Here is a 23,498-nt window from a genome sequence, read left to right as displayed (position 1 = left end):
CTACCCTAAAGGTAGTTAGCGGGCGGTGTTCTTTACCGGGAGCGTCCTCCTAAAATATAGGTATGCAGCGAACTGATCCCTATTTTCGCGGGGTAACTTACCACCGAAGCTCCCTGGTACGTTCCAGCCTCCGGCTGGGGATTCCCTTCCTAGCGATTGAGCTATTTTCACTGGTGGTACACGTGGGGGCAATGCTGGTGCTGTTCCGACGCTCGCGGGCGGTACTTTCCCACTACACGGCAGCGGTGCGTTACCGCGCTAGCGCCATGCTGGGGCGGCAAGATGCTGCTATCTGGCATTTTTGGCAGGTTCCCGGCGGGGAAGCGATTCTAGAAAGAGATGATCGAAGTACTACGGAATACATAAATTCCCGTTCCATCCCGATTTTCCTGTTTTGCCTATTAGCAAATCTGATTGCCTCTTTGCCGTTACTCAATTTATTGATTATGGCACTTACCTATCTCCTGGGTTTGAGAAGCTTTAGTGACCAGCGGATATATCTGGTGTTGATCCTGCTATGGCTGCTGTTTGCATTAGCCGGTGGAATCTATGCGCGGTTAATTTTTACTATTGCCACTACCGGTCCGTTAAGTGCGGAGGAAATTGTCCAGTTGCATCGCTCTCGCCGGGAAATAGTTGATGCCTTCGAGATTGAACGTCGCCGTATTGAACGGGATCTGCATGATGGTGCCCAACAATACCTGGTGGCAGCCTCGATGAAAGTGGGCGAGGCGGAACTAAACCTGGAAATGCTGGCCTCCTCGGAATCTTTTAAGGACTGCCCGGAGGGGGAAAGTAACGGCGAGTCCGATACCTGCGCGCAGATACCACAGATTTTAGGTCTTCTGCGGGAAGCGCAAGACGCCAATGACCAAGCTTTAGCGGCGCTGCGGCGAACGGTAGCCGGGGTACACCCGAAAGTGCTTTCCGATAAGGGACTGGCCGAGGCAGTACGCGACGTTTGCGCTGAATCCCCTGTGAAAGTGGATGTCCGGATGCCCTTTGAGCTGCCCAAGCTGCCGCCCGGAGCTGCCGCTGCTGCCTACTACCTGGTATGTGAGTCCCTCACGAACGTGGCAAAATATGCACCCCAAGCCGAGGTTTCAGTATTGGTGGTGGCAGGTTCTTCCCTGGTGGTTTCAATTACCGATAATGGAGCCGGCGGGGCAAGTATTAACCCGGGGCATGGCTTGGCCGGTTTGCAGGCGCGACTGGAAGCCTTCGGAGGAACTTTGCGGGTGATTTCCCCGACCGGCGGGCCAACTACAGTGCGCGGGGAAATTCCGATTATAGTATCCGCGAAGGAGACAGCATGAAAATCATTTTGGCTGATGACGCAACTTTGATCCGGGAAGGCTTAGCTGGGTTGCTTGAGCGCCTAGGACATCAAGTAATCGCGCAAGCCGAGGACGCGCCCGGGCTAATTGCGGCGGTGAAACAGGCAGGTCAGGCTGGTCAACTACCGGACGTGCTGGTAACGGATGTGCGGATGCCGCCAGGAATGAGCGATGATGGATTACGCGCGGCGGTCAAGATTCGCGAAGAGTACCCCGACCTGGGGATTATGGTGCTCAGTCAATACGTGGCACCTGCCTACGCGGCGCAACTTTTTAGCGCTGACCAGCTGCCCCCACCAGGACAGCACGCGGCCGGTACCGGATACCTATTAAAAGAGCGGGTGTCTAGGGTTGCCGATTTCTTAAACGCTTTGCAGACCGTAGCCGATGGTGGGGTAGTAGTAGACCCGGAAGTAGCAGTGAAACTGGTACGAGAGCGGGGCTCCGCCCTCGCCAGCCTTACTGCCCGGGAAAGCGAAGTCTTAGGGCTAATGGCGCAAGGTTTATCCAATGAGGAAATCGCAAAGAAACTATTCCTCTCGGGTGCCTCGGTGGCAAAACATATCGCCAATGTATTTATGAAGCTGGGACTGACTCCCGATGAACCTAATCGCCGGGTGCGCGCCGTCCTCGCCTATCTAACTGCCACTGGTTTGCAGTCTTAAAATTTCTTCGTGTCCTATCCCGGTTAACGCGGTGTTAAACCAGTTTTACTTAAGTAGAGTCATTGATAGCTCGTCTAGATAAACCAGAAAGTGATACCAAAATGGATATGGATAATCGCGTCTTTGCGCATCGCGGCTTAAATACTTTAGCCCCGGAAAATACGATGGCCGCTTTTCGGAAAGTGGTGGAGCATGGTCTGAACTGGATTGAAACTGATGTTGATATTTTGGGGGATGGAACCGTAATCATCTGCCATGACACCACTTTGGATCGCACTACCAATAAATCCGGCGGTTACTATGGACTCACTGCCACCGATCTGGAATCGATTGATGCCGGCAGCTGGTTTAGCCCCGAGTTTGCGGGAGAAAAGCTTCCTACCCTGCATCAACTTGTGGACTTTATGAACGAAACGGGTCTAAACGCCAATATCGAGATCAAATCCAATGAAGCGGGTGCGGCCATGACCCGCCAGCTGATTAAAGCAGTAATCAAAGAACTAGGTCGGCTAAACGGACCGGAAGTGATTGTTTCCTGCTTTAACCACGTGTTACTGTCGGAGTTCCATGCCTTGGCACCAGAAATTCCCCTGGGTTGTCTCTATGAAACCTGCGCGCTTTATGATGATTGGCGCTCGGTATTAGAGCTGGTGGGCGCCAGTTATATCCATCCTGAAGACACTGGGTTGACCCGTGAAAAAGTACGGGCATTCCGGGACGCGGGATTTGGGGTCAACGTGTGGACAGTTAACTCTCTTGCCCGCGCTAACGAACTATTTAATTGGGGAGCAACCGGTATTTTCACCGATGTAGCGCATTTAATTCCCCGCCGCTAGTTAGCGTCGGTCCCTACCCACACCGGCTCAGGTTCTAGATGCACGTTGAACTTGGCTTTTACTTTTTCCTGTACCGCGCGTGCTAACTCCACGATGTCATAAGAAGTAGCGTGATCGCGGTTGGTAAGCGCCAAGACGTGTTTAGAAGAAAGCGCCGCTCGCGGCGCGCCCTCGTCTGGGGTAGAGCGGGAGAGGGCGAATCCTTTTTCCAATCCGGCATGTGAAATCAGCCAGGCGGCAGAGGTTTTTACTTGTCCCTCCACTTGGGGAGCCTTACCAGTAACCGCATTGCGCAACTGCAGGTTATAAACCGGGAAACGCGGCGCTTCAGGCGGAAACTGCTCCGCGTCCTCACAAGAAATAATGGGATTAGTAAAGAAAGAACCGCACGAGCGGGTATCGGGGTCGGCCGGATCTAGCACCATCCCTTTAGAGCGCCGCAGCTGCAAAACCGCCTGACGCACCTCGCGCATATCGGCGCGTTCTCCCAGTTTTACCCCCAATTTCGTGGCCAGCTGCTCATATTCGATAGGTGCCGATAGGGAGGCGTGAGCCAATTGGAAATCAGCCGACAGTACTACGTAACGTCCGGTATAACCCCAGGTGCGTCCGCCTCCGGCTCCCTCATCTTGTAAAGAGCGTTTAATAATCGAGGTGCGGTAGCCCAGCTGCAAATCCCCAACTGGCAGTACCCGGATCCCGTCTTTCAAACGGTCAAAAACCCGTACCGTAGACAGGGTTTCTGCTACTTCGTGCCCGTAGGCGCCAATATTTTGTACCGGAGCGGCTCCTACGGTTCCGGGGATCCCCGAAAGGGCTTCTAAACCCATTTGATCTTCATCAATGCAGGCACATACGAACTCATCCCAGGATTGACCGGCAGGGGCGCTCACCAGGGCGCCTCCGCAAGCGGTATCTTCGGTTACCGTTACCCCGCTGCGCCGATCTTGCACCACCACCAGGTCAGATAAGTCCTCCCCGCATAGCAGATTAGAACCTCCACCCAGCACCAGGAGTTGCTCTCCCGCGCGGTCTGCCTCTCGTACCGCCGCGACCAGATCTTCCTCCGTGTCTACCGGGTAAAACGCTTTCGGTTTCCCCCCGGTACCGATAGTGGTCAGGTGCTTTAATGCCGGGATTTCACCGCCCTCAGCAGCATTCTCTTGGTCTGCGGCTGTCCGATACCAAGCGGGAACTGGTTTCGTGGGTTGGTGATCAGTTCGAGGGGCAACCCACTCGCAAACATCGGTGAAATCGGTTTTTACCATGTCTCTATTCTAGGACTTTGCTAGTGCCCAAACCTTTTCCGCTATCGCTTTATCGCAAACCAAATCGGTAGCTACCCCAGCGTTAAGCGCACCCAGGAGAGATTGGGCTTTATTCTTGCCCGCAACTACGCAAAAACGCCGAGGAATACGACGCAGCTGATCGGGAGTAGGGCCGGTGGCGCGTCTATTTAAGGAAATATCTCTCCAAGATCCATCAGGGCGGATGAGTACGGTGCAAACATCCCCCACCACTTTATCTAGTGCCAATTTGTTTAGTTCACTGCGTGAGAGATAACCGGCTGCATAAACATGGGAGGGAATTTCAGCCCGTAATGCCCCTACGCTAAATACCGCTAAAGTACATTTTTCTTGCCAGTTAAGGACGCGCCGCACTGCCCCTTCCCGCCAAAGTGCCTCTTTGGTATCGGGATTGTCAAAAAAGGCCGGCACCGGAAACTGTACGATATTAGCCTTCCACTGATAGGCCATGCGCGCTAGGATCCCGCCGACGTGCGCGATTCCGGAAGTTTCGGTGGAGGCCGCGCCATTTAGCTGCACCAAGGTGACGTTATCGACGTCCTTTTGAGTTATATGACCGGCCATCTCGGTGGTGGTGTTCCCCCAGGCAATCCCTACTACTTCACCGTCATTGACCATCTGCCCTAGCATTTGGGCAGCGGTTTTGGTGACATTTTCGAGGACGCGGTTTTGGGTAGTATCGGGAGGCATCTCCACGATATGCACATTTACTCCAAATCGTTCCTGTAATTGTCGCTCCAAACGGGTGTGGGGGGCATTGGTGGTTTGCACTGAGATGGTGACGATTCCGCGCTTGCGGGCATATGACAACAGTCGCGACACCGTAGAGCGGGATACTCCCATGCGGCGACGGATTGCCTCCATGGTTTGTCCCTGTACGTAGTAGGCTAGGGCAGCAGAGCGAGCTAGCTCATCTCTTTTGGTGTTTTCTTCAGCAAAGTGCTCTTCGCCCGGTTTTGCGTCCTTTGACAAAAATCTCACCTCCGCGCACGCGCGCGCACGTTTGTTCTACTATGTTGAACATTAGTGTCCGAAAGCAAAAAATGGAAGCAGACTGTTGGGAAAAAGTGAGAAGCGTCGCAAAAGATCGCTCATTTTTGACCATGTCCTAACAAAACTGAATAAAAAATAATCCAATAACCTAGCGCAAAGGAGCGCATATGTTTGCGACATTGAATGATCTCCTGGTACCGATGGCAGCGGCCACCCCGGGTAGTGGCGAGATCTTCGCATCAGAATTCTTTGGCACCGCCATTTTGTTGATGTTCGGTGTTGGCACCTGCTGTACCAATAACCTTTTGAAATCGAAAGGTAACGGCGGCGGCTGGTTAATGATCAACTTTGGGTGGGGTTTGGCAGTGTACATGGGTGTGTATGCTGCCTATAAGACTGGCGGTCACCTCAACCCAGCAGTTACTATCATGAAAGCTGTATGGCACGGACTGGACAGCAACGTAACTCTTAATGGACCCAGCGTTGCCGAGGGCGGCATTCCGGTTACCGGCATGAACGTGTGTATTTATATTGTGGCCCAGATGCTGGGGGCAATGGTAGGTGCGCTAATCGCCTACTTGGCTTACAAGAAGCATTTCGATCTGCAGATGGATGATCCGCGCCCCAAGTTGTGGTGCTTCTCTACTGCTCCCGAGGTACGCTCCTACGGATGGAACACTCTCACCGAGATCATCGGCACCTTCGGCCTGTTGGCCTTCGTGATGGTATCTGGTGGTACCCCGACTCAGGTCGGTCCCTTGGCGGTGGCTCTGTGTATCGTAGTCATCGGTATTGGTTTGGGTGGTCCTACCGGATACGCCATCAACCAGGCTCGTGACCTGGGACCACGTATTATGTTCAGCCTGCTCCCGATGAAGGGTGGCAAGCCGGACGCTGACTGGGCTTACGCATGGGTTCCGATTCTTGGACCCACGATTGGTGCCATCATCACTCCGCTGATCGTAGTCGGCGTGGGTATGGCTGCCTAGGAAGACTGTATTAAAGACAAAAAGAAAAACCCTAAAGGAAGAAAGAGATATGACCGAAAAAAGATTTGTAATGGCCATTGACCAGGGGACAACCTCTTCGCGAGCAATTCTGTTCGACCATGCCGGACAGATCGTGTCAGTAGGACAAAAAGAACATGAGCAGATTTTCCCGAAGGCCGGTTGGGTCGAGCACAATCCCATTGAGATCTGGGACAACATTCGTGAATGTGTCGCCGATGCCCTGCAGAAGGCAGAGGTAAACCGGCACGAGGTTGCCGCAGTGGGGATTACCAACCAGCGCGAAACTGTCGTGGTTTGGGACAAGAATACGGGCCAACCGATCTACAACGCGATTGTTTGGCAGGATACTCGTACTTCCCAAATTATCCGGGAACTCGCGGGAGATGACGGCCCCTCCAAGTATCGCGACATTTGCGGACTCGACCTATCCACCTACTATTCCGGGCCGGAAATCAAGTGGATCCTGGACAATGTCGAGGGCGCTCGGGAAAAGGCAGAAGCCGGTGACCTGCTGTTCGGTAACACCGACTGCTGGGTACTGTGGAATATGACTGGTGGCGTAAACGGCGGGGTGCACAAGACCGATGTCACCAACGCTTCACGTACTATGCTGATGGATATTCGTACCCTGCAGTGGCGTGAAGACATCTGCAAAGACTTCGGGATTCCGATGTCGATGCTGCCCGAGATCTGCTCCTCTTCCGAGGTATACGGCTATGGCCGTAAGAATGGTCTGCTGATTGACACCCCGATTTCGGGTATTTTGGGTGACCAGCAAGCTGCCACCTTCGGACAGGCTTGCTTCGAAAAGGGCATGGCCAAGAATACCTACGGTACTGGCTGCTTCGTGCTGATGAATACTGGTGAAGAACCAGTATTCTCCAACAACGGTCTGTTGACTACCGTGGCTTACAAGATCGGTGACAACAAGCCGGTTTACGCCCTGGAGGGCTCGATCGCGGTTGCCGGTTCGCTGGTGCAGTGGCTACGTGACAACCTGGGAATGATCAAGAGCTCGGAAGAGATCGAGAAGCTGGCCAGCACGGTAGACGACAACGGCGGTGTCTACTTTGTGCCCGCGTTCTCTGGTCTATTCGCTCCTTACTGGAAGGACGATGCCCGGGGTGCGATTGTCGGTCTAACCCGCTACAACAACAAGGGACACATTGCGCGTGCGGTACAGGAAGCTACCCCCTACCAGAGCCGCGAGGTCTTTGATGCGATGGTGGCGGACTCGGGCGTGGAGCTCAAAGAGCTGCGCGTTGATGGCGGCATGACCAAGGACGAAATGGTTATGCAGTTCCAGGCCGACCAGTTGGGCGTGCCGCTGGTACGGCCGCAGGTACTAGAAACCACCGCGCTAGGTGCGGCTTACGCCGCCGGTATCGCCGTGGGATTCTGGGATGGCGAGCAAGACGTGATCGATAACTGGGCAGAAGGCAAGCGCTGGGAGCCTGGTAAAGATCGCGAAGAATACGACCGCAACTACCGTCTGTGGAAGAAAGCGGTCACCCGTACCTTCGAGTGGGTAGACGCCGACGTAGAAAACGCCTAAATCGCGTCACGATCATAACTAAATAGCAATAGCAATCCCGGGAGGCTGGATTAATATCCAGCCTCCCGGGATGCTTTTATCTCTATAGATGATGCAGGGAGATGCGATTAAAGAACCAAAAGAAGTTCTACATCACTACCAGGCGGTATCCCATGCCACGTACGGTTACGATGCGTTCTGAACCAATCTTACGGCGCAGGTAACGCACATATACGTCCACCACATTCGAGCCGGGATCGAAATCATACCCCCACACCATATCCAACAATTGGGAGCGGGAAAGTACCTGGTCGGGATGTTCCATAAATGCCTGTAGCATAGTGAACTCGCGGGCGGAGAGTTCTACCGGTTCCCCATCAATGGTCGCGCAGCGAGTACGCAAATCCAGGTGGAGACCCCCCACATTGATTTGCACCATATTGGAGGGATCGTCAGAACTAGCGTTCTTTAAACGTAGCCGGATCCGGGCTAAAAGCTCCTCGAAACGGAAAGGCTTCGACATATAGTCATCGGCGCCTTGCTCCAGACCGCTAACGGTGTCCTCGACTGAAGAACGTGCCGTGAGCACAATAATCGGTAGGGTAGCTCCCTGTCCGCGAATCTGCTCTAATACTTCAAAACCGTCCATATCGGGCAGGCCGATATCGAGGACGATCAGCGAATAGTCACCGCCAAGAGCCCCGGAGATCGCGTCTGCGCCCTTGTCGACTACCGTCACGTTATATCCGGCGGAAGTTAGTCCTTTAGCGACAAAAGAGGAGATGCCGGGCTCGTCCTCTACCACCAAAATACTGGTCATGTTTTATTCTCCTTGTAATTCATCTTTGCAATCATCATTTGATATCGGCAGGCTGATATTGAAGACCGAACCCACTGACAGTGCGGATCGGACTTGCAGGGTACCCCCATGGGCTTGGGCAATGGCGTTTACGATGGACAGTCCCAAGCCGGAACCGGCGTAGGAGTGGTTTACGCGCATGAAACGACTAAAGACTTGCTCCTGATCCTTCGGGTCAATGCCGATTCCCTGGTCACGAACCCACAGGTTAAGACGGTGGGTGCCTTCCACCGGGGGAACTTGCGCTTGCATCTGCAGGCTGGGAGCGGTGATCGTGTCCGCGGGTACGGGATTACCTTGCTGATCCAATAGGGGTTGTTGATAATCAATCCCTGCCCCCAGAGCAATTACGCTTCCGGGGGTAGCGAACTTAGAAGCATTTTGAGCGAGGGCGAGCAACGCCTGCTGCAGACGCTGGGGATCCGCGGTAGTGGGGACAATAGTGAGGTTGTCGATTCGCCAGTTGAAATCGCCCAACTGGGTAGCGTTTTCAAAGACATCCATCAATAGATCTCCGATATCTACCCGCTCGGGACGGATGAAGTCCGGGCGGTCACTCTTAGCGACGGTAATCAGATCTTCGGTGAGCCGATGCATCCGTGAAAGTTCTTCTAAAGCCAGTTCCCGAGTGCGGGCAGTTTCTTGGGGGTCATTGGGATTTAACAGTTCTAGGTGTCCGCGAACCACCGTTATGGGGGTGCGTAGCTCGTGCCCCACATCATTTAACAGGTCGCGCTGTTCGTCAAAACTGGATTGCAGGCGCGCAATCATCGAGTTCATCTGGCGGGTAACGTCTGCTAGGTCATCATCACCCTCTACCGGCAAACGCTTAGTTAGATCCTGCTCGCTGGTAATAGAAGCCATCAGATTCCGCAACCTGCCAATAGGGGCGAGTAATGGTTGGGAAGCGCGCACATTTACCAGGCCTACTAGGGCTAATACCAGGAAGGAAATGCCGGCGAATAACAATAGTTGGGTTTGAGTGGGGGTAGTATCGGCCGAAAAATTAGATACGATCGCCAACAGGGCGTCATCGGTATCGGCGGCGCTGATCGGTACTATTCCCACCGCATAGGTGGCCTGATCGGTGCGGATCATAAACATTCTGGCCGAGTCGATGTCCGAATAGCTGGCTAAATCTGCCACAAGTTGGGCATCTTGATGCGCAGCGGAATCCCGCGCGCCCTTTTGCTCGATTAGCTGCCCGGCCGAAAATCCCAGCAAGCTACCGTTGTAAGGGGCGTCTTCGGCAGCAATGAATCTTTTCAAGACGTCTTTGGCTGAAGCTAGCCCTCCGTTAGATTTGCTGTTCTCGACTTTCACGAAACTGCGTAGATCATTGGTGATTAGCTCGGTCTGGGAACGTTCGGCGTGGGTAATTTGAAATATGCCACTGACCAACAAAATTAGCCCCACGATGGTGAGTGCGAATCCGGAAATCAATACCGAATGCACCAGCATCCGGTTACGCAGGTTGGTAATCCGCAACTTGGGGGTATTGCTTTGCGGCTTGATAGTTTTTTCCACTACCCGCCGCGGACGACTTTGATAGGCAGCGCGCTCCGGGGCAGGTGGAGGGGTAGTTACTGTGGGCGGCAAGGACGGGGGAAGGACACTAGCCGGGTCGGCATCGGCAGGGTTAAGAATCTGCGGCAGGGTCTTTTCTCCCGGTAACTGCACTGCGGGAAGGGAGTTACTAGCGGGGAGAGTACCCGGAGCCGGAACCGGAGACAAATTGGGTTCACCGGGAAAAACGCTGCCAGGGTAACTAGGATTTTCACTCATGGCTGTCCCACCTGATCGGTGGCGGGCACGCTGGGGGACAGCTGCGGAGACGGCTGGGTAGTCACCGCAACTTGGGGATTGAAGTTAACTGCCGGCCCCAAGTCATGAACCCCGTTCAACACGATCGCCCGCGTCCCGATTAGAACTGCAAGGCAAAGGGCAGCACTGACTATGGCTACTGCTGCAAACTTGCGCACTATGCCGCCCTCCCCCGTGGCTCCCCGTACAGTGGGACGCCCACGCGCCCCTCTCTAATGATTATAGATTATAGAGAGGGTAGGAAGGACAACCTATTTTACTTGATTAAGAAAATCGACTATTCGGCCGACCCCTTCTTCTAAGTCCTCATCGCTTAACGCATAGGAAAGCCGGAAGAAACCGGAAGGGCCGAACGCCTCGCCCGGAACCACCGCCACTTCGATTTTGCGGAGCATTAGATCAGCTAACTCAGCCGAAGTCTGTGGAGTTTCGCCGGCGATTTCCCGTCCCAAAATCCGCTCTACACTGGGGTAACAGTAGAAAGCGCCATGAGGCATGGGAACTTCGAGATCAGGAACCTGGCGTAGCAACTCGACCATCCGCTGGCGTCGCCGGTCGAACACTTGGCGCATCTGCTCGACTTTATCGAGCGGGCCGCTAACGGCAGCTAGTGCTGCCCGCTGCGCGATATTGGAGACATTTCCGGTGGTGTGGGACTGGAAAGCGGCACAGGCTTTGATGACATCTGCCGGAGCGATCATCCAACCTACTCGCCAACCGGTCATCGCATAGGTTTTAGCTACCCCGTTTAATACCAAAGTTTGCTTCGCCAGTTCCGGAACCAGTTTCACAATATGTTCGGCATGGATTCCGTCATAGATTAGGTGTTCATAGATCTCATCCGTGATCACCCAAATCCCGTTATCTAGTGCCCACTGTCCGATAGCTTTTAACTCATTCGCGTCATAGACCGCGCCCGTAGGGTTGGAGGGACTGACCACTAACAGAGCTTTGGTTTTCTCAGTTTTCGCGGCGTCTAGCTGTTCGACCGTGACTTTATAATGCTGATCTGCACCCGCCATTACCGGAACCGGAACCCCGCCGGCAATCTTGATAACTTCCGGGTAAGTCGTCCAATAGGGCGTGGGCATAATAACTTCATCGCCCACCTCTACTATTGCCGAGAAAGCCTCGAAAACTGCCTGTTTACCGCCGTTAGTAACAATAATTTCGGTATTGGGGTCTACCTCGTAGCCAGAATCCCGCAGGGTCTTTTGGGCGATCGCTTCCCGCAACTGGGGTAAGCCTTTCCCTGGGCTGTAGTGGTGCATAGCAGGATCCGCGCAGGCAGCCTGCGCCGCTTCCACAATATAGTCAGGGGTAGAAAAGTTGGGCTCCCCGGCGCCAAATCCGATTACCGGATGTCCTTGAGCTTTGAGTTCTTTCGCGGCCGCATCCACTGCCAAAGTTGCGGAGGGGGATATTTGCGCGAGACGATTCGAAATTCTGTGTTCTTGCGGTTTGTGCATAGTCTCATTTTGCCACGCCTAGCTCGTGTTTAACGGTTGTGATCAAAAATTGGGGTGAATTGTGGTCATTTTGGGTATCGAGTAGGTGCCGTTAGCTTCCCCAGAGAGTCTAAATATGCGTTTTTCCCCACTATGTGCCCGTAGGTTGGACGTGATCAGTAAAACCCCATAAACTTATCTAGCACCGTATTAGGTCAGCCATCTGGCTGGAAGGGCAGTGGCGCAATTGGTAGCGCAACGGTCTCCAAAACCGTAGGTTGTGGGTTCGAGTCCCGCCTGCCCTGCAAATCTGAAACCTGTGCCGGGCCCGGTACAGGACGAAATAGGGGCTTCGACGGGAGCTCCAAGACAGCAAGTGAGGAAACGATCTTGGCACCTAACGAGGGCGCAGCCTCCGTAGAGGCAGACGCCAAAACGACGAAAAATGGTTTTTGGAGTCGCATCGTGCAGTTCGTGCGACAGGTCATTGCCGAGTTAAAAAAGGTTGTTTGGCCCACCCGCGATGAACTCACTACCTTTTTTGTGGTTGTGATTGTGTTTGTGCTGGCAATGATGGTCTTTTCTGGAGTTGTCGACGTCATCACCGCCTGGTTAGTAACCAAGGTATTTGGCGGTTAAATAAGGAGCAAGAATTGCAAACAGGCAATAAGGAGCAGGAAGAAACTACTGTGAGCAACGATCCCGTATTCTCCTCAGAGGCAGGTACCTCCGCTGACCCGAGTGCGCAGACTGAAGGCAGCGACCAGCAGCTGGCAGCGGAAGCAACAGAAAACAGGGTAGAAAACACCCCGGAAGAGCCGGCAGTGCCTACTGAGGAAACTTCTCCCGAACCAGCAGCTGCCCCGGCAGAGCTGGAGCTAACTGACACTGCTCAAGACCAAGAACTTGCGCCCTCAGCTACCGCGGAAGAACTTTCTAAGGCCGAACAGGACAAGTTGCGCGAAGAACTAGAGTTTTTGCCTGGCTACTGGTACGTCCTCCATACCTATTCCGGGTATGAGCGGCGAGTAAAGGCCAATCTGGAACAGCGGATCGTTACCTTCAACATGGAGGATCAGATCTACCAGATCGAAGTGCCGATGGAAAAAGTCGTCCAGGTAAAATCCACTGAACGCAAAGTGGTGGATCGGGTACGAATTCCCGGTTACGCCCTGGTACGGATGGAAGCGGTCGAGGACGCCCCCGACGCGTGGCGGGTAGTTAAGGACACGCCTGCGGTCACCGGATTCGTGGGGGATTCGCAACACCCGATGCCGCTGACCGAGGACGAAGTGGTATCCATGTTGGCACCCACCCCTGCCTCCATTAAGGCTGCGGAACTGCAGGATGAGCGTGCCAGCCAGGCGAAACAGCCGGAACAGCCGGTTATTGAGGTTGATTTCGAGGTAGGCGAGAACGTCACCGTTACCGATGGTCCGTTCGCAACTATGCCGGCTACCATCTCGGAGATCATGCCTGACCAGCAGAAACTTAAAGTGCTGGTGGTTATCTTCGATCGAGAAACTCCGGTAGAGCTTGGATTTAACCAGGTAGCAAAGATTTAATTGCTCACAGTGAGCAGTCCTAATTGGTTGTAAGGGCGGGTGCGCCCGTACAATGGACGACTGTGCTGGTAGTTTTTCAGCGAAAAATTGCCAGACCGCAAAGAGTTTCCGGCAACCGTCGGGAAAGTAAAATCAAGAAATTATATTGAGAAGGACCCTATATGCCTGCCAAGAATAAAAAGGTAATCGGCCTGATCAAGTTACAGATCGAGGCCGGTGCTGCTAACCCGGCGCCCCCGGTGGGGCCCGCGCTTTCGCAGCACCAGGTAAATATCATGGAGTTCTGCAAGGCCTACAATGCGGCTACGCAGGATCAACGCGGGAACGTGATTCCGGTAGAAATCAGTGTCTACGAGGATCACTCCTTTGACTTTGTGCTCAAGTCCCCGCCGGCTGCCCAGTTGATTAAGAAAGCTGCTGGGATTGCCAAGGGATCTGGTACTCCGAACACCAATAAGGTGGCGAAGTTGACCATGGATCAGGTTAAGGAGATTGCCGAGCAAAAGAAGAATGACCTGAACGCGAACGATATCGATGCGGCCGCAAAGATTATCGCGGGAACGGCTCGTTCAATGGGTGTTGTCGTCGAGGGTTAACCCGGCGAACAGCCAAAATAAGACTATAAACCGTGGAGGGGAATGTGCGCCCTCACCACAACCTGCAAGGAGAAAAGCAGATGAAAAAGCACTCGAAAGCCTTTAACCAGGCTGCTGAAAAAGTTCATAAGGATCGTCTCTACCAACCGTTAGAGGCTTTCCGTTTGGCCAAGGAAATTTCTTCCACCAAGTTTGATGCCACCGTGGATGCGGTTTTCCGTCTCACGGTAGATCCGCGGAAATCGGATCAGATGATTCGTGGCACCGTTTCTTTGCCTAATGGCACTGGTAAGACCGTTAGGGTCCTGGTTTTTGCCAATAGCCCCAAGGACAAGGAAGCGCTAGATGCTGGAGCTGACGAGGCCGGCGGCGACGAGCTGATCGAGAAAGTTCAGGGTGGATACCTGGACTTTGATGTAGCGGTAGCCACCCCGGACATGATGGGCAAAGTAGGGCGCCTGGGTCGCGTCCTGGGGCCGCGTGGCCTCATGCCTAACCCGCGTACCGGCACCGTCACCATGGACGTAGAAAAAGCGGTTAAAGAGATTAAGGGCGGACGGATTGACTTCCGGGTTGATAAGCACGCCAACCTGCACGTAGTGCTGGGTAAGAGCTCTTTCGATGCGGAGAAGCTGGCAGAGAATTACCAGGCAGTTCTGGATGAAATCCTGCGTCTGCGTCCGGTAGCTCTAAAGGGTCTGTACATCAAGAAGGTCGCGATCTCTACCTCTATGGGGCCGTCCATCCCCTTGGACAGCTCCCTAACGAAAGATCTAGCGACTGACGATCCTCGCTAAGGATTGCCGTGCCCACCTTAGGGCAAAGGCACAATAGCTGAAAATCAAGGGGATCCCGCCGGTGGAAAAAATCCACCGGCGGGATCCCCTTTTTACTTTCTGCGGATTGGCACCAGAAATGGGGGCTGGCTCGGTAAAAGCACTCCGGGGACCCCATGACCTGCTTCGCAGGTCAAGCCCCTGTCGTATCTTTTACCGGCCGCGCCCCCAGGTGGGAAAATCAGCCGAAGTAACAGCTATCAAATGGGCTCCGCCGGGGCCCTAGATCATAATGGCTTCGGCAATTTGATTATCGATACTGTACCGGCTGTCTTTGATCACTACGATGCACATTTTACGTTTACGAGAAATAACCGTGATTTCCTGACCGCTATAGCACCCTAAACGAAACAGGAAACTGTCCATCTCGGGGTCATCAGTAGCTATATCTTTTACGATATAGGTTTGCCCCTCGGTGGCTTCCAGAAGACTCATTTTCTCCTTTGTCTCGCAAACTAGTGACAGTGACACTTCGGCTCACCTGTCTGGTTAGTAATACCTACTATTTGCAGATTATGACGGTTTTCACGGTTGGTCGCAACCTCGGGATTAATACTGCAGGAGGAGGAAACGGGGCAACCGATACATTTGGTACCTTTGCGCTTCTCTTTGACGATATAGGTGATGGCGCCACTTACAATCGCCACCAGCGCCAGGCTGGCAATAACAGTACTCAAATCTAGTCCTCTTTCTTAAGCAGCCTTTTCAACCTGTTGGTGCAGGTTGTACTGGGCAGCGAAATTGGCGTGAATGCGGTGAGAAATCACCGCAATCGTTAGCGCCATCAGCCCGACGGCAATTAAGCCGGGGAAGAATCCGGCTGCCAGGTGCCCGTACATCACCAGTGTGCCCACTTGATTGACTAGGAAGGCAATGGTGTAACCGGTGCAGAATTGCAATCCGATGGCGCTCCACAGCCAGCGACGATCACGCATCTCGGAGTTCATCGCGCCAATAGCGGCGAAGCAGGGCGGGGTGTACAGGTTAAAGAACAGGTAGGCGAGGGCGCTTACCGAAGTCAGTCCCATAGTGGCGGCAACAGTGTTAGCTCCACTGGTCATCGCGAGCTCATCGGTATCAATAAAGCGGGTCAGGCCGTATACCACCGCCAGGGTGCCAACTACGTTTTCTTTGGCGATAAACCCGGTGACCGCCGCCGCTGCCAGTTGCCAGGTCCCAAAGCCTAACGGGATCAGCAAGAAGGAGAAGGGGGTAGCAACCGAAGCCAGGATCGAAGTGTTTTCTGCGCCCTCTTCGACTACTTGGAAACTCCAATTGAAAGTTTGCATGAGCTGCACTACCAGGTTGCAAACCAAAATAATGGTGGCAGCCTTAATGATGTAGGCTTTGGCGCGCTCTAGCATCGACAAGGTGGCGTTCCACAGGGAAGGAACCCGGTAGCGGGGCAGTTCCATGATGAAGAAAGTTTTCCGGAATTTGTGTCCGGTTACCATTTTCACCAGCAGAGCTCCCAGGAAAATCAGACACAGGCCTACGAAATAGCTGACCCAACTCACCCAAGCAGACCCGGCAAAGAAGGCTCCACAAAATAGTGCGATGACCGGGATTTTTGCTCCACAGGGAATGAAAGAAGCCAGCATCGCGGTGGCCCGCCGTTCGCGTTCATCGCGGATAGTCCGGCAACTCATAATCCCGGGGATGGCGCAACCGGTGCTGATTACGATGGGGATGACAGATTTACCGGACAGACCCACCCGCTTGAAGATGGGATCGAGCACGGCGCTTACCCGCGCCATATAACCAGACTCCTCTAATAGTGCCAGCAGGAAGTACATCACCATCACTAGCGGGAGGAATCCAATTACCGCACCTACGCCTCCAATGAGCCCATCGGCGATGACGGTGCGTAACAAGGCAGGAGAATCTGCCATTTGTTCACTGGTCCAGTCTTGGAAGGCTTCGATCCAGCCAACTAACCAATCAGCGATGAGCGGGCCGACATAAGTTTGAGAAATCACGAATACCGCCCACATAATCGCCGCGAAGATCGCTATCCCCGCAAATTTGTTGGTTAGTACCGCGTCCAGGGTGTCTTGACGAGTGTGAGCGGCAACTTTAACTTTCCGGGTTTCTACCGCATCCACTACGGAGTCTACGAACTGGTAGCGGCGCCGGTCTTCTTCATCAACTGCTTGCTTGTTGGTGAGATCAATATCTTCTTGTAGGTAAGGGGCTTTTTGTCCCTTACCCTCCTGACTAAATACTGCGTGCAGGACCTGATCCAAGCCGTTGTTCTCTTTTGCGGTAGAAACCGTAGGTACCACTGGGCATCCCAGTTCGCGTTGCAGCTTTTGGGCATCGATCTGGGTGTTTTCCTTCTCGTTAATATCGCTTTTATTGAGGGCGACTACCACCGGTACCCCTAACTCCAGCAGCTGGGTGGTAAAGAATAAAGAGCGTCGCAGGTTGGTGGCATCAACAATATTGACAATAGCGTCCGGATTGGCATCATGAACGTATTTACTGGTGATGGTTTCTTCTGGGGTAAAAGGGGACATAGAGTAAGCACCGGGCAAATCCACGGCCGTGGCCTCACGATTACCGCTGAGCTCATTTCTTAGTTTAGCCTCAGCTTGTCCGACGGTAACCCCGCCCCAGTTGCCCACCTTGGCCTTTTTTCCGGTTAAAGCGTTAAACATAGTGGTTTTGCCGCTATTAGGATTACCGGCGAAGGCGATTCTTATTGCCCAGTCCTCTCGTGAGTTCGTAATACTAATTCGGGAACTTAAGTTCACCTAACTAAATACGACCATAACCATTGTAAGGTAAACCTTATTAGGACGTAAAGCCTGGGTGGCGACCTGAAGTGACAAACCGAGTTGGTGGTAGGGGATAATATTAAGAAACTACTTTCCTGAATCCTTTAAAGAACTTTTTTGCCCGGGCAAGCTCAAAGCCACGCAGGTAAGTTTGCGTTCGCCCTCATCCTGCCAAGTGGTTTCGGTAGGGGACAGCGGATACAAATCCCACTTGGAATCGCGATAGCTGGTTCCCACAAAACTTTCGAACTCTTGGGCACATTCTTTAAGCGCCAGGTCATAAAGCTGTTTTTCTCCCGGGTAGTTATTCCCAGAGAGTTTCTTTATACCCACCACTTGGGAGTTATGGGAGTGTTCGCAATCTACTCGTTCCACTTGCCCAGCAGGTTGGGTACCGGTGAGTACTTCCTCGGACATATTGAAACAATCGCCTATTTTAAGATCAGAGGTCGCAACGGGTTGCGAGGTGCAGCCGCTCAAGAAGCCGCAGCATGCCATGGTGAGGACACACAAAACGGTAAGACGCGGCTTGAAATGCGGAAACGAAAAAGCATTCATCACTTACAGATTAGCCCCTAATAGGGGAAAATCGCGTGAACTAGGAAATAACTGAGCGCCCCAATTAGACCCGCACCCGGCAAAGTTAACACCCAGGCAATGGCGATGTTTCCGGCTACTCCCCAGCGAACCGCAGAAAGCCGCTTGGTGGCACCCACCCCCATAATTGCGGAGGATACCGACTGGGTGGTGGAAATCGGAGCCTGCCAAACAAATGCAGTCAAATAGAGAATAGTAGCGGAAGTAGTTTCCGCCACGAAGCCGTGGGCGGGAGTAACGTCAATAACCTTCGACCCCAGGGTGTGCATGATGCGTCCGCCACCAAAATAGGTACCCAGGGAAATCGCCCCGGCGGCAGCTAGTTTCACCCACAAAGGAATCTGCATGGAACCGTCAGCGTCAGTAGCATGATAGCCGGCTGCCAGTAGCGCCATGGTAATAATCCCCATGGTTTTTTGGGCGTCTTGCAGACCGTGACCCAGCGCCATCGCCGCTGCCGAAAAGCGCTGCATAAAGCGGAAGTTGTTCATAGTGCGGTGATAGGACGCGTTTTGCAAAGCAGAAAGCAGGAAACGCATCACGAAGTAAGCGGTAAAGAATCCCAGCAACGGAGAAATCACCATGGGGATGAGCACGTGACTAACAATTCCCATCCATTGCACCGTTATGGCAGCTGCCAACCCTACACCCGCCATACCGCCAATCAAGGCGTGAGAGGAAGAAGACGGCAAGCCAAAATACCAGGTAATAATGTTCCAGATAATCGCCCCCACCAGGGCAGCTAAAATGATTACCAGCCCGTGTTGACGATCCGCCTCTAAGGTCGAATCAGTGAAATGAGAAATATCAATGATTCCGTTACCGATGGTTTGGGCTACGCCGGTTCCCAGCATCGCTCCGATAATGTTCATTATCGCTGCCATTAACAGAGCGGATTTCGGGCGCATAGAGCGGGTAGAAACACAGGTAGCTATGGCATTGGCGGCATCATGAAAGCCATTGGTGAAATCGAAAATCAAAGCAATGGCAACGACTGCTATCACCAAGGCCAAGGTGGTATCCACGAGTTATGACTCCTTGATATAGATAGCCTCAACCGCGTTGGCTAAGGTTTCAAAGGAATCACACGCGGTTTCTAGCGACTCGATTACGTCCTTTATCTTGATTACGTAGATAGGGTCAGTTTCGGAGGCAAATATTTCTGCCAGCATCTTCCGGTACTGTTTATCTCCCTTGTTTTCCAGGCTATTAATATGCACCGTGAAATCTTTAAGGTCACGCCCTCCCCGCAGCTTAGGGATAGCGAGCGCAGTTTCCTTAGCGCACTCTCGCAAGATGGTTGCCTGTTTTTCCAGCCGTCGCGGAATGTCATCGATCTCGTAGAGAACAATTAAGTCCCCGGCCTCGTCAATCCCATCCATGCAATCATCTAAGGCGCCAGTCAGCAGGGAGATATCCTCTCGATCCATGGGGGTCACGAAAGTGGCATTGAGCATGCTCATCGTACGGTGAGTAATCACGTCCGAGTCGTGCTCTAACTCATGGAGTTGGGAGCGCATTTCTTTGCGCTCTTCAACCGAGTCTGCCTGCGTTATTTTTAGTAATAGTTCGGATGCGGCATCTAAGTTTTGTGCCGCTTTGGTGAATAAGTCGAAGAAATCTTCTTCTTTCCGCTTCTTCTTGAACAGCATCCGTGCCTCCTTGACGAAGAACCATCCATCTTTAGAGTATCCAACTTTTGTTCGTAATCTAAAATTCTTTTTCTGTTAACTTTTTAGGGAAAGGTGTCTGTCTCTATCTGCAAAATCATTAGGAAGAGTTAGCAGGGTACGTGGGACTTTGGTACTGAGGTTACAGAGATAATTTGGGGCTTTTTAGGCTGGGTAACCGACACTGTTGGCGTGGAGGCTGTCGCTAGAGATGCGAGGGCGGACTAACGGCCTAAAAAGGTGCTAACTGCCCGAAATTTGCTTGCTAAGGGGAACGGGGAAAATATTTACCGGGGAAATCGGACAATAAGCTTTAGCGTACCTCCCACTGTCTTGGAGGTGACTAGCGGTGGGTAGCCAAAGTAGTGAAGACACTGGGGAAGAACATGTGAGAAAGTAAAAACGCCGGATCGAGAAGCGCCAGTCGGCGCTGAGGCCGCTCGTAGCGGCAATTTTTGGAGCCCGGGGCTAAACGATCCGACGCGTCTTCATCCTATCGAAAGCCTCTTCTAGTCGCATCTGTGCAAGTTGTCGCCATAATAGTGGGGATATCTTTGCTCTGAGCGTTCAGATCCAACGATAATAGGGGAGTGATTAGAACTGCCCGTAAATATCGCCGTCGTCGTCTGGTTGCGCTAGCGATACTGTTGACAGTGATTGCCCTGGTAGTAAGCGTTATTTACGTGTTGGTACGCGAAGACCCCGTCGCTAAGGAAATTCCGGAGCCGTCGATGCCTCCAGTCAATTCCGAGGGCTACCAGGAAGCTAACTTAATCAGTGAGGACGAGTTTACTCACTGGGATTCTCTGTCTGCTTCCCAAATTCAAGCATTTATTGCCGATTGGGGGTACGGATGTCGGAACGGAAAAGCTAAGGCAATGCCCGAAAGTACCGGAGTTTCGAGGGCGGTTGCTGGCAGTAATAGCCAAAAGGTGGAAGTTCCCTGTTTGAAAGATTTTCGCGCTAGCTTGCGTCCTCATGACCCAGACCGTTTTTGCCCACAGCCGGTAGCGGGGGGAGAGGATCTTACTGCCGGTGAAGTTATTGCCCAGGTTTCTCAGGCATGTCGAATTAACCCGAAAGCGATTCTGACGACCCTGCAAAAAGAGCAGGGCTTGATCACGGTGTCTTCTTCCCGCCTCACTCCGCGTCGTTACGAAATAGCGATGGGGTATGGATGTCCCGATCACACCAATTGTGATCCCCAGTTCTTCGGGCTTGGCACCCAGGTGTACTATGCGGCGCGTCAGTGGCGACGCTACCAGGCTGATCCGGCTCTATATGATGTGCAAGCTGGCAAACCGGTCACTTTAGGCTTTGGCCCGAACGCGCGTTGCGGCAGTAAGGAAATAATTCCCCAAAACTGGCCCACCGCCGCCCTTTATAACTACACCCCCTATTTGGCTTCTGCCGATGCGCTGGCTGGACTGAGCGATGAGTGCGCGCAACCGGGGAACCTGAATTTCTATCAGTTCTATAAAGCCTGGTTTGGGGATCCTCGCCAGGGCGGGGGAGAAGTCTTGACTCGTAAAGCTCTGGCACAGCGACAGGCGCAGCAAAAAACCGGGAATTAAAGAAATCCCGATTGCAAATAAATCTTCGTTGTTTACGCAGGAAAATGCTAAAATTATGGCGAGCGTTTGCAAGTTGACGCTCTGGCGAAGGACGTTATGGGAGGTGTCCTGCGCCTAGGGGAGGATGCCAGGTATTTTCCCCTTACTCGAGTCCCTAGCGAGCTGTTCTAGGGACTTGGGGGCTCAGGCAGGAAGCCTGAGCCCCCAAGCAATTCCCCTCGTGCATAGCGGTAGCGATTAGAGCCTCGGAGATCCTCGCTTAGGTGCAGTCAGTCGGTGGGGTCGGGATTTCTGAGGGCGCTTAGGGGTGAGTCTAAAATTAGTGCTTGCAGGTAGAGAAGAAAACCGCAGCCGAAAAGCGGCATCACGATTAGCGCACTCCAGAAAAGACTGGGACGTAGGTAAAGAGCAGCTAGCGGCAAAATCGCGAAAACTAGGGCGCTGAGGGTGCGCGGCAGGCGTCCGATGGCCAGCAGCGCGGCATTGCGCAGAGTTTGCTTAAATGAGGCCGAGAACTGGGAAGTATAGGCAAAGAACCAGATGCCAATGGCAGTTATAATCGCCATGCCGAGTAATACCCCGGCGCGCATTACCAGATGCCAGGTAGGGGAGGCCGGTAAATATTTAATTAGTTGTAGTTGGTAGGCTCCCACCAATAGCAGGGCAACCAGCAATATTCCCCCGCCAAAGGCCGAGAGGAAATCAGCGCGAAAACGACGCCAAAAAGTAAATCCGGGTCGCGCGCCCTCTTCTCGTACTATCTGTAATAAAACATAGAAACCTGCACTAAGAGCAGGGCCGATGGTGACCACTGGCAGTGAAGCTATGCAGACGAATACGCTAATCATCGCGACATCAGCGATTAGGGTGAGCAGTGAGGCCAAGGGACCGTAGTGAGAAAAAAATCGGTTCATAATACCTCAGTCATATCGTTAGCAGATCGGGATGGCTAATCCGTAGGTGCCGGACCGGTAGAGTCACCTACTAGCAGACTGCCTTGCAATAGTCTTTGCGGTCTTGCTATTGGTTCCTTATTCATCTGGGCAAATAGTAACCGACAGGAAGTTTCTGCCAGCTGATGAATAGGCTGTTCAATGGTGGTTAGCGCGGGGTTGGTGTAGCGCGCAAATTCGATGCCATCAAAACCGGTAATGGATACTTCTTCCGGTATTTTCAATCCGGCATCGATCAAAGCCTTTTGTGCACCGAGAGCAATCACGTCACTGATAGCCACTACTGCCGTAAAAGGAATCTTACGGGCAAGTAGCCGCGTGGCCATTTGGTATCCGTAACTAAAAGAGTAGGGATCATCGCCGTCTCCCCCTCTTACAATCAACTTTTCCTCAGCCGTGACTCCCTGTGCGCTTAATGCAGAAACAAAAGCCTTCTCGCGGATTGCCCCTACAGAGCGTTCGCCTTGATCCGGGCCGAGAAAGGCAATCCGACGATGCCCGAGATTAGTCAGGTGAGAAACGATCAGGGAGATTCCGTGCGCTTCATCAACGCTAACTGCAGCCACGGAATTGTCCCAATCAGGTGCGGGGGGCACAGTGCAAAGGGTGAAAGGGAGGGGAAAGCTATTAAACACCGCAGTTGATTTACGGGCTTCCCCGCCTAAGAAAAGCACTCCCGCGGCTTCGGAATCTTGGTAGGCGCCCCGCCCGATATTAACTTCATCCTCTTCGTGGGGAACTCGCAATAACGACATTTGGTAGCCGTGAGCGCGGATTTCTTGTTCTAAGGGGTCAATTAGCGAAAGGAAGAAAGGGTTGGAGGGACCTTTCATTACTACCGCAATGTTGTTGATATTTTGGGATCTTAGATTCTGCGCATGCCGATTGGGTTGGTAGTGAAGCTCTTCTGCAACCTGGAGGATTCGCGCACGAGTAGCGGGAGATATTCCACTCTGATTGTTGAGGGCGCGAGAGACCGTAGTAATCCCCACCTGTGCGGCAGCAGCAACCTCTCGGATGGTCACGGCAGGTGGATGTGACATTGTAGAAAATCCTTACTATATCCAAACTTGCATTGAAATTAACGGTATCAAGGGTTGGAGTGGAAACCCTT

At 52.9% G+C, this 23,498-nt stretch carries 24 protein-coding genes and 1 tRNA gene; 11 read left to right on the top strand and 14 right to left on the bottom strand.

The window, feature by feature from the left end; all coding sequences use genetic code 11:
- The first annotated feature begins 62 nt into the window (after positions 1–62).
- The 3 genes from F605_RS0102985 (at position 63) to F605_RS0102975 (ending at position 2,838) form a co-directional block, all read left to right on the top strand.
- Entirely contained in the window at positions 63–1,316 is a 1,254-nt protein-coding gene (locus F605_RS0102985) for a sensor histidine kinase (protein ID WP_022864429.1), read from the top strand.
- Positions 1,313–2,002 carry a response regulator transcription factor gene (locus tag F605_RS0102980; RefSeq protein ID WP_022864428.1) on the top strand — a complete coding sequence of 230 codons (690 nt, stop codon included), beginning with the start codon at positions 1,313–1,315 and terminating at the stop codon, positions 2,000–2,002. Before F605_RS0102985 ends, F605_RS0102980 begins: the two co-directional genes overlap by 4 nt.
- Positions 2,003–2,103: 101 nt before the next feature.
- Entirely contained in the window at positions 2,104–2,838 is a 735-nt protein-coding gene (locus F605_RS0102975; RefSeq protein ID WP_022864427.1) for a glycerophosphoryl diester phosphodiesterase, read from the top strand.
- On the opposite strand, the gene F605_RS09530 is transcribed toward F605_RS0102975, so the two are convergent.
- Positions 2,835–4,106, bottom strand: coding sequence for a UDP-N-acetylmuramate dehydrogenase (locus tag F605_RS09530; protein ID WP_022864426.1), 1,272 nt, complete (start codon positions 4,104–4,106; stop codon positions 2,835–2,837). The genes F605_RS0102975 and F605_RS09530 overlap by 4 nt on opposite strands.
- 9 nt (positions 4,107–4,115) lie before the next feature.
- Positions 4,116–5,117, bottom strand: coding sequence for a sugar-binding transcriptional regulator (locus tag F605_RS09525; protein WP_022864425.1), 1,002 nt, complete (start codon positions 5,115–5,117; stop codon positions 4,116–4,118).
- 188 nt (positions 5,118–5,305) lie between these two features.
- Between F605_RS09525 and F605_RS0102960 the strand changes: the two genes are divergently transcribed.
- Positions 5,306–6,127 (top strand): MIP/aquaporin family protein, encoded by an 822-nt coding sequence (locus F605_RS0102960; RefSeq protein ID WP_022864424.1) that lies wholly within the window; start codon positions 5,306–5,308, stop codon positions 6,125–6,127.
- Between the two features lie 49 nt (positions 6,128–6,176).
- The gene (gene glpK / locus F605_RS0102955) at positions 6,177–7,703 is read left to right on the top strand and encodes a glycerol kinase GlpK (protein ID WP_022864423.1); all 1,527 of its coding nucleotides are present in this window, start codon (positions 6,177–6,179) and stop codon (positions 7,701–7,703) included.
- A gap of 127 nt (positions 7,704–7,830) precedes the next feature.
- Here the strand turns inward: glpK and F605_RS0102950 are convergent, their stop codons facing one another.
- From F605_RS0102950 to F605_RS0102935, 4 genes are all read right to left on the bottom strand, one after another.
- Positions 7,831–8,502, bottom strand: coding sequence for a response regulator transcription factor (locus F605_RS0102950; RefSeq protein WP_022864422.1), 672 nt, complete (start codon positions 8,500–8,502; stop codon positions 7,831–7,833).
- Positions 8,503–8,505: 3 nt separating this feature from the next.
- Positions 8,506–10,326 (bottom strand): sensor histidine kinase, encoded by a 1,821-nt coding sequence (locus F605_RS10925; RefSeq protein WP_022864421.1) that lies wholly within the window; start codon positions 10,324–10,326, stop codon positions 8,506–8,508.
- The gene (locus F605_RS0102940) at positions 10,323–10,523 is read right to left on the bottom strand and encodes a hypothetical protein (protein WP_022864420.1); all 201 of its coding nucleotides are present in this window, start codon (positions 10,521–10,523) and stop codon (positions 10,323–10,325) included. The genes F605_RS10925 and F605_RS0102940 overlap by 4 nt, the downstream gene beginning before the upstream one ends.
- 93 nt (positions 10,524–10,616) lie before the next feature.
- The gene (locus F605_RS0102935; RefSeq protein WP_022864419.1) at positions 10,617–11,834 is read right to left on the bottom strand and encodes a pyridoxal phosphate-dependent aminotransferase; all 1,218 of its coding nucleotides are present in this window, start codon (positions 11,832–11,834) and stop codon (positions 10,617–10,619) included.
- A gap of 211 nt (positions 11,835–12,045) precedes the next feature.
- Between F605_RS0102935 and F605_RS0102930 the strand changes: the two genes are divergently transcribed.
- The 5 genes from F605_RS0102930 to rplA all read left to right on the top strand — a co-directional run bounded on the left by F605_RS0102930 (position 12,046) and on the right by rplA (position 14,771).
- Positions 12,046–12,118, top strand: a tRNA-Trp gene (locus F605_RS0102930).
- Between the two features lie 85 nt (positions 12,119–12,203).
- Positions 12,204–12,452, top strand: a complete 249-nt coding sequence (gene secE / locus F605_RS0102925) for a preprotein translocase subunit SecE (protein ID WP_022864418.1) — start codon at positions 12,204–12,206, stop codon at positions 12,450–12,452.
- 50 nt (positions 12,453–12,502) lie between these two features.
- Positions 12,503–13,378 (top strand): transcription termination/antitermination protein NusG, encoded by an 876-nt coding sequence (nusG, locus tag F605_RS0102920; protein WP_081639133.1) that lies wholly within the window; start codon positions 12,503–12,505, stop codon positions 13,376–13,378.
- 161 nt (positions 13,379–13,539) lie between these two features.
- Entirely contained in the window at positions 13,540–13,974 is a 435-nt protein-coding gene (rplK, locus tag F605_RS0102915; protein ID WP_022864416.1) for a 50S ribosomal protein L11, read from the top strand.
- Between the two features lie 80 nt (positions 13,975–14,054).
- A complete protein-coding gene (rplA, locus tag F605_RS0102910; RefSeq protein WP_027723541.1) occupies positions 14,055–14,771 on the top strand; it encodes a 50S ribosomal protein L1 in 717 nt (238 codons plus the stop codon).
- A gap of 261 nt (positions 14,772–15,032) precedes the next feature.
- Here the strand turns inward: rplA and F605_RS0102900 are convergent, their stop codons facing one another.
- From F605_RS0102900 to F605_RS0102875, 6 genes are all read right to left on the bottom strand, one after another.
- Positions 15,033–15,245, bottom strand: coding sequence for a FeoA family protein (locus tag F605_RS0102900; RefSeq protein ID WP_022864413.1), 213 nt, complete (start codon positions 15,243–15,245; stop codon positions 15,033–15,035).
- A gap of 20 nt (positions 15,246–15,265) precedes the next feature.
- Complete coding sequence (locus F605_RS09515) at positions 15,266–15,487, bottom strand: FeoB-associated Cys-rich membrane protein (protein WP_040765050.1); 222 nt, start codon at positions 15,485–15,487, stop codon at positions 15,266–15,268.
- A 15-nt stretch (positions 15,488–15,502) separates the two neighbouring features.
- Entirely contained in the window at positions 15,503–17,566 is a 2,064-nt protein-coding gene (gene feoB, locus F605_RS0102890) for a ferrous iron transporter B (protein ID WP_022864411.1), read from the bottom strand.
- Between the two features lie 111 nt (positions 17,567–17,677).
- Positions 17,678–18,088 carry a septum formation family protein gene (locus F605_RS0102885; protein ID WP_272867067.1) on the bottom strand — a complete coding sequence of 137 codons (411 nt, stop codon included), beginning with the start codon at positions 18,086–18,088 and terminating at the stop codon, positions 17,678–17,680.
- Between the two features lie 77 nt (positions 18,089–18,165).
- Entirely contained in the window at positions 18,166–19,212 is a 1,047-nt protein-coding gene (locus tag F605_RS0102880) for an inorganic phosphate transporter (RefSeq protein ID WP_022864409.1), read from the bottom strand.
- A 3-nt stretch (positions 19,213–19,215) separates the two neighbouring features.
- On the bottom strand, positions 19,216–19,839 hold the full coding sequence (locus F605_RS0102875) for a DUF47 domain-containing protein (protein ID WP_022864408.1): 624 nt from the start codon (positions 19,837–19,839) through the stop codon (positions 19,216–19,218).
- Positions 19,840–20,447: 608 nt separating this feature from the next.
- On the opposite strand from F605_RS0102875, the gene F605_RS10920 reads away from it, so the two are divergent.
- Positions 20,448–21,431 (top strand): hemagglutinin, encoded by a 984-nt coding sequence (locus F605_RS10920; protein WP_022864407.1) that lies wholly within the window; start codon positions 20,448–20,450, stop codon positions 21,429–21,431.
- Between the two features lie 269 nt (positions 21,432–21,700).
- On the opposite strand, the gene F605_RS0102865 is transcribed toward F605_RS10920, so the two are convergent.
- Both F605_RS0102865 and F605_RS09505 read right to left on the bottom strand, forming a co-directional pair.
- Complete coding sequence (locus tag F605_RS0102865) at positions 21,701–22,345, bottom strand: MusI family membrane protein (protein ID WP_022864406.1); 645 nt, start codon at positions 22,343–22,345, stop codon at positions 21,701–21,703.
- A gap of 35 nt (positions 22,346–22,380) precedes the next feature.
- Positions 22,381–23,427: a LacI family DNA-binding transcriptional regulator gene (locus F605_RS09505; RefSeq protein ID WP_081639101.1), complete on the bottom strand. Its 1,047-nt coding sequence runs from the start codon at positions 23,425–23,427 to the stop codon at positions 22,381–22,383.
- Positions 23,428–23,498 lie beyond the last annotated feature (71 nt).

The sequence above is a fragment of the Varibaculum cambriense DSM 15806 genome (genome assembly GCF_000420065.1).
Lineage (GTDB): Bacteria > Actinomycetota > Actinomycetes > Actinomycetales > Actinomycetaceae > Varibaculum > Varibaculum cambriense.
The sequence above is the reverse complement of the archived record's forward strand: the minus strand, read 5'-3'. Positions and strand labels throughout refer to the sequence as shown.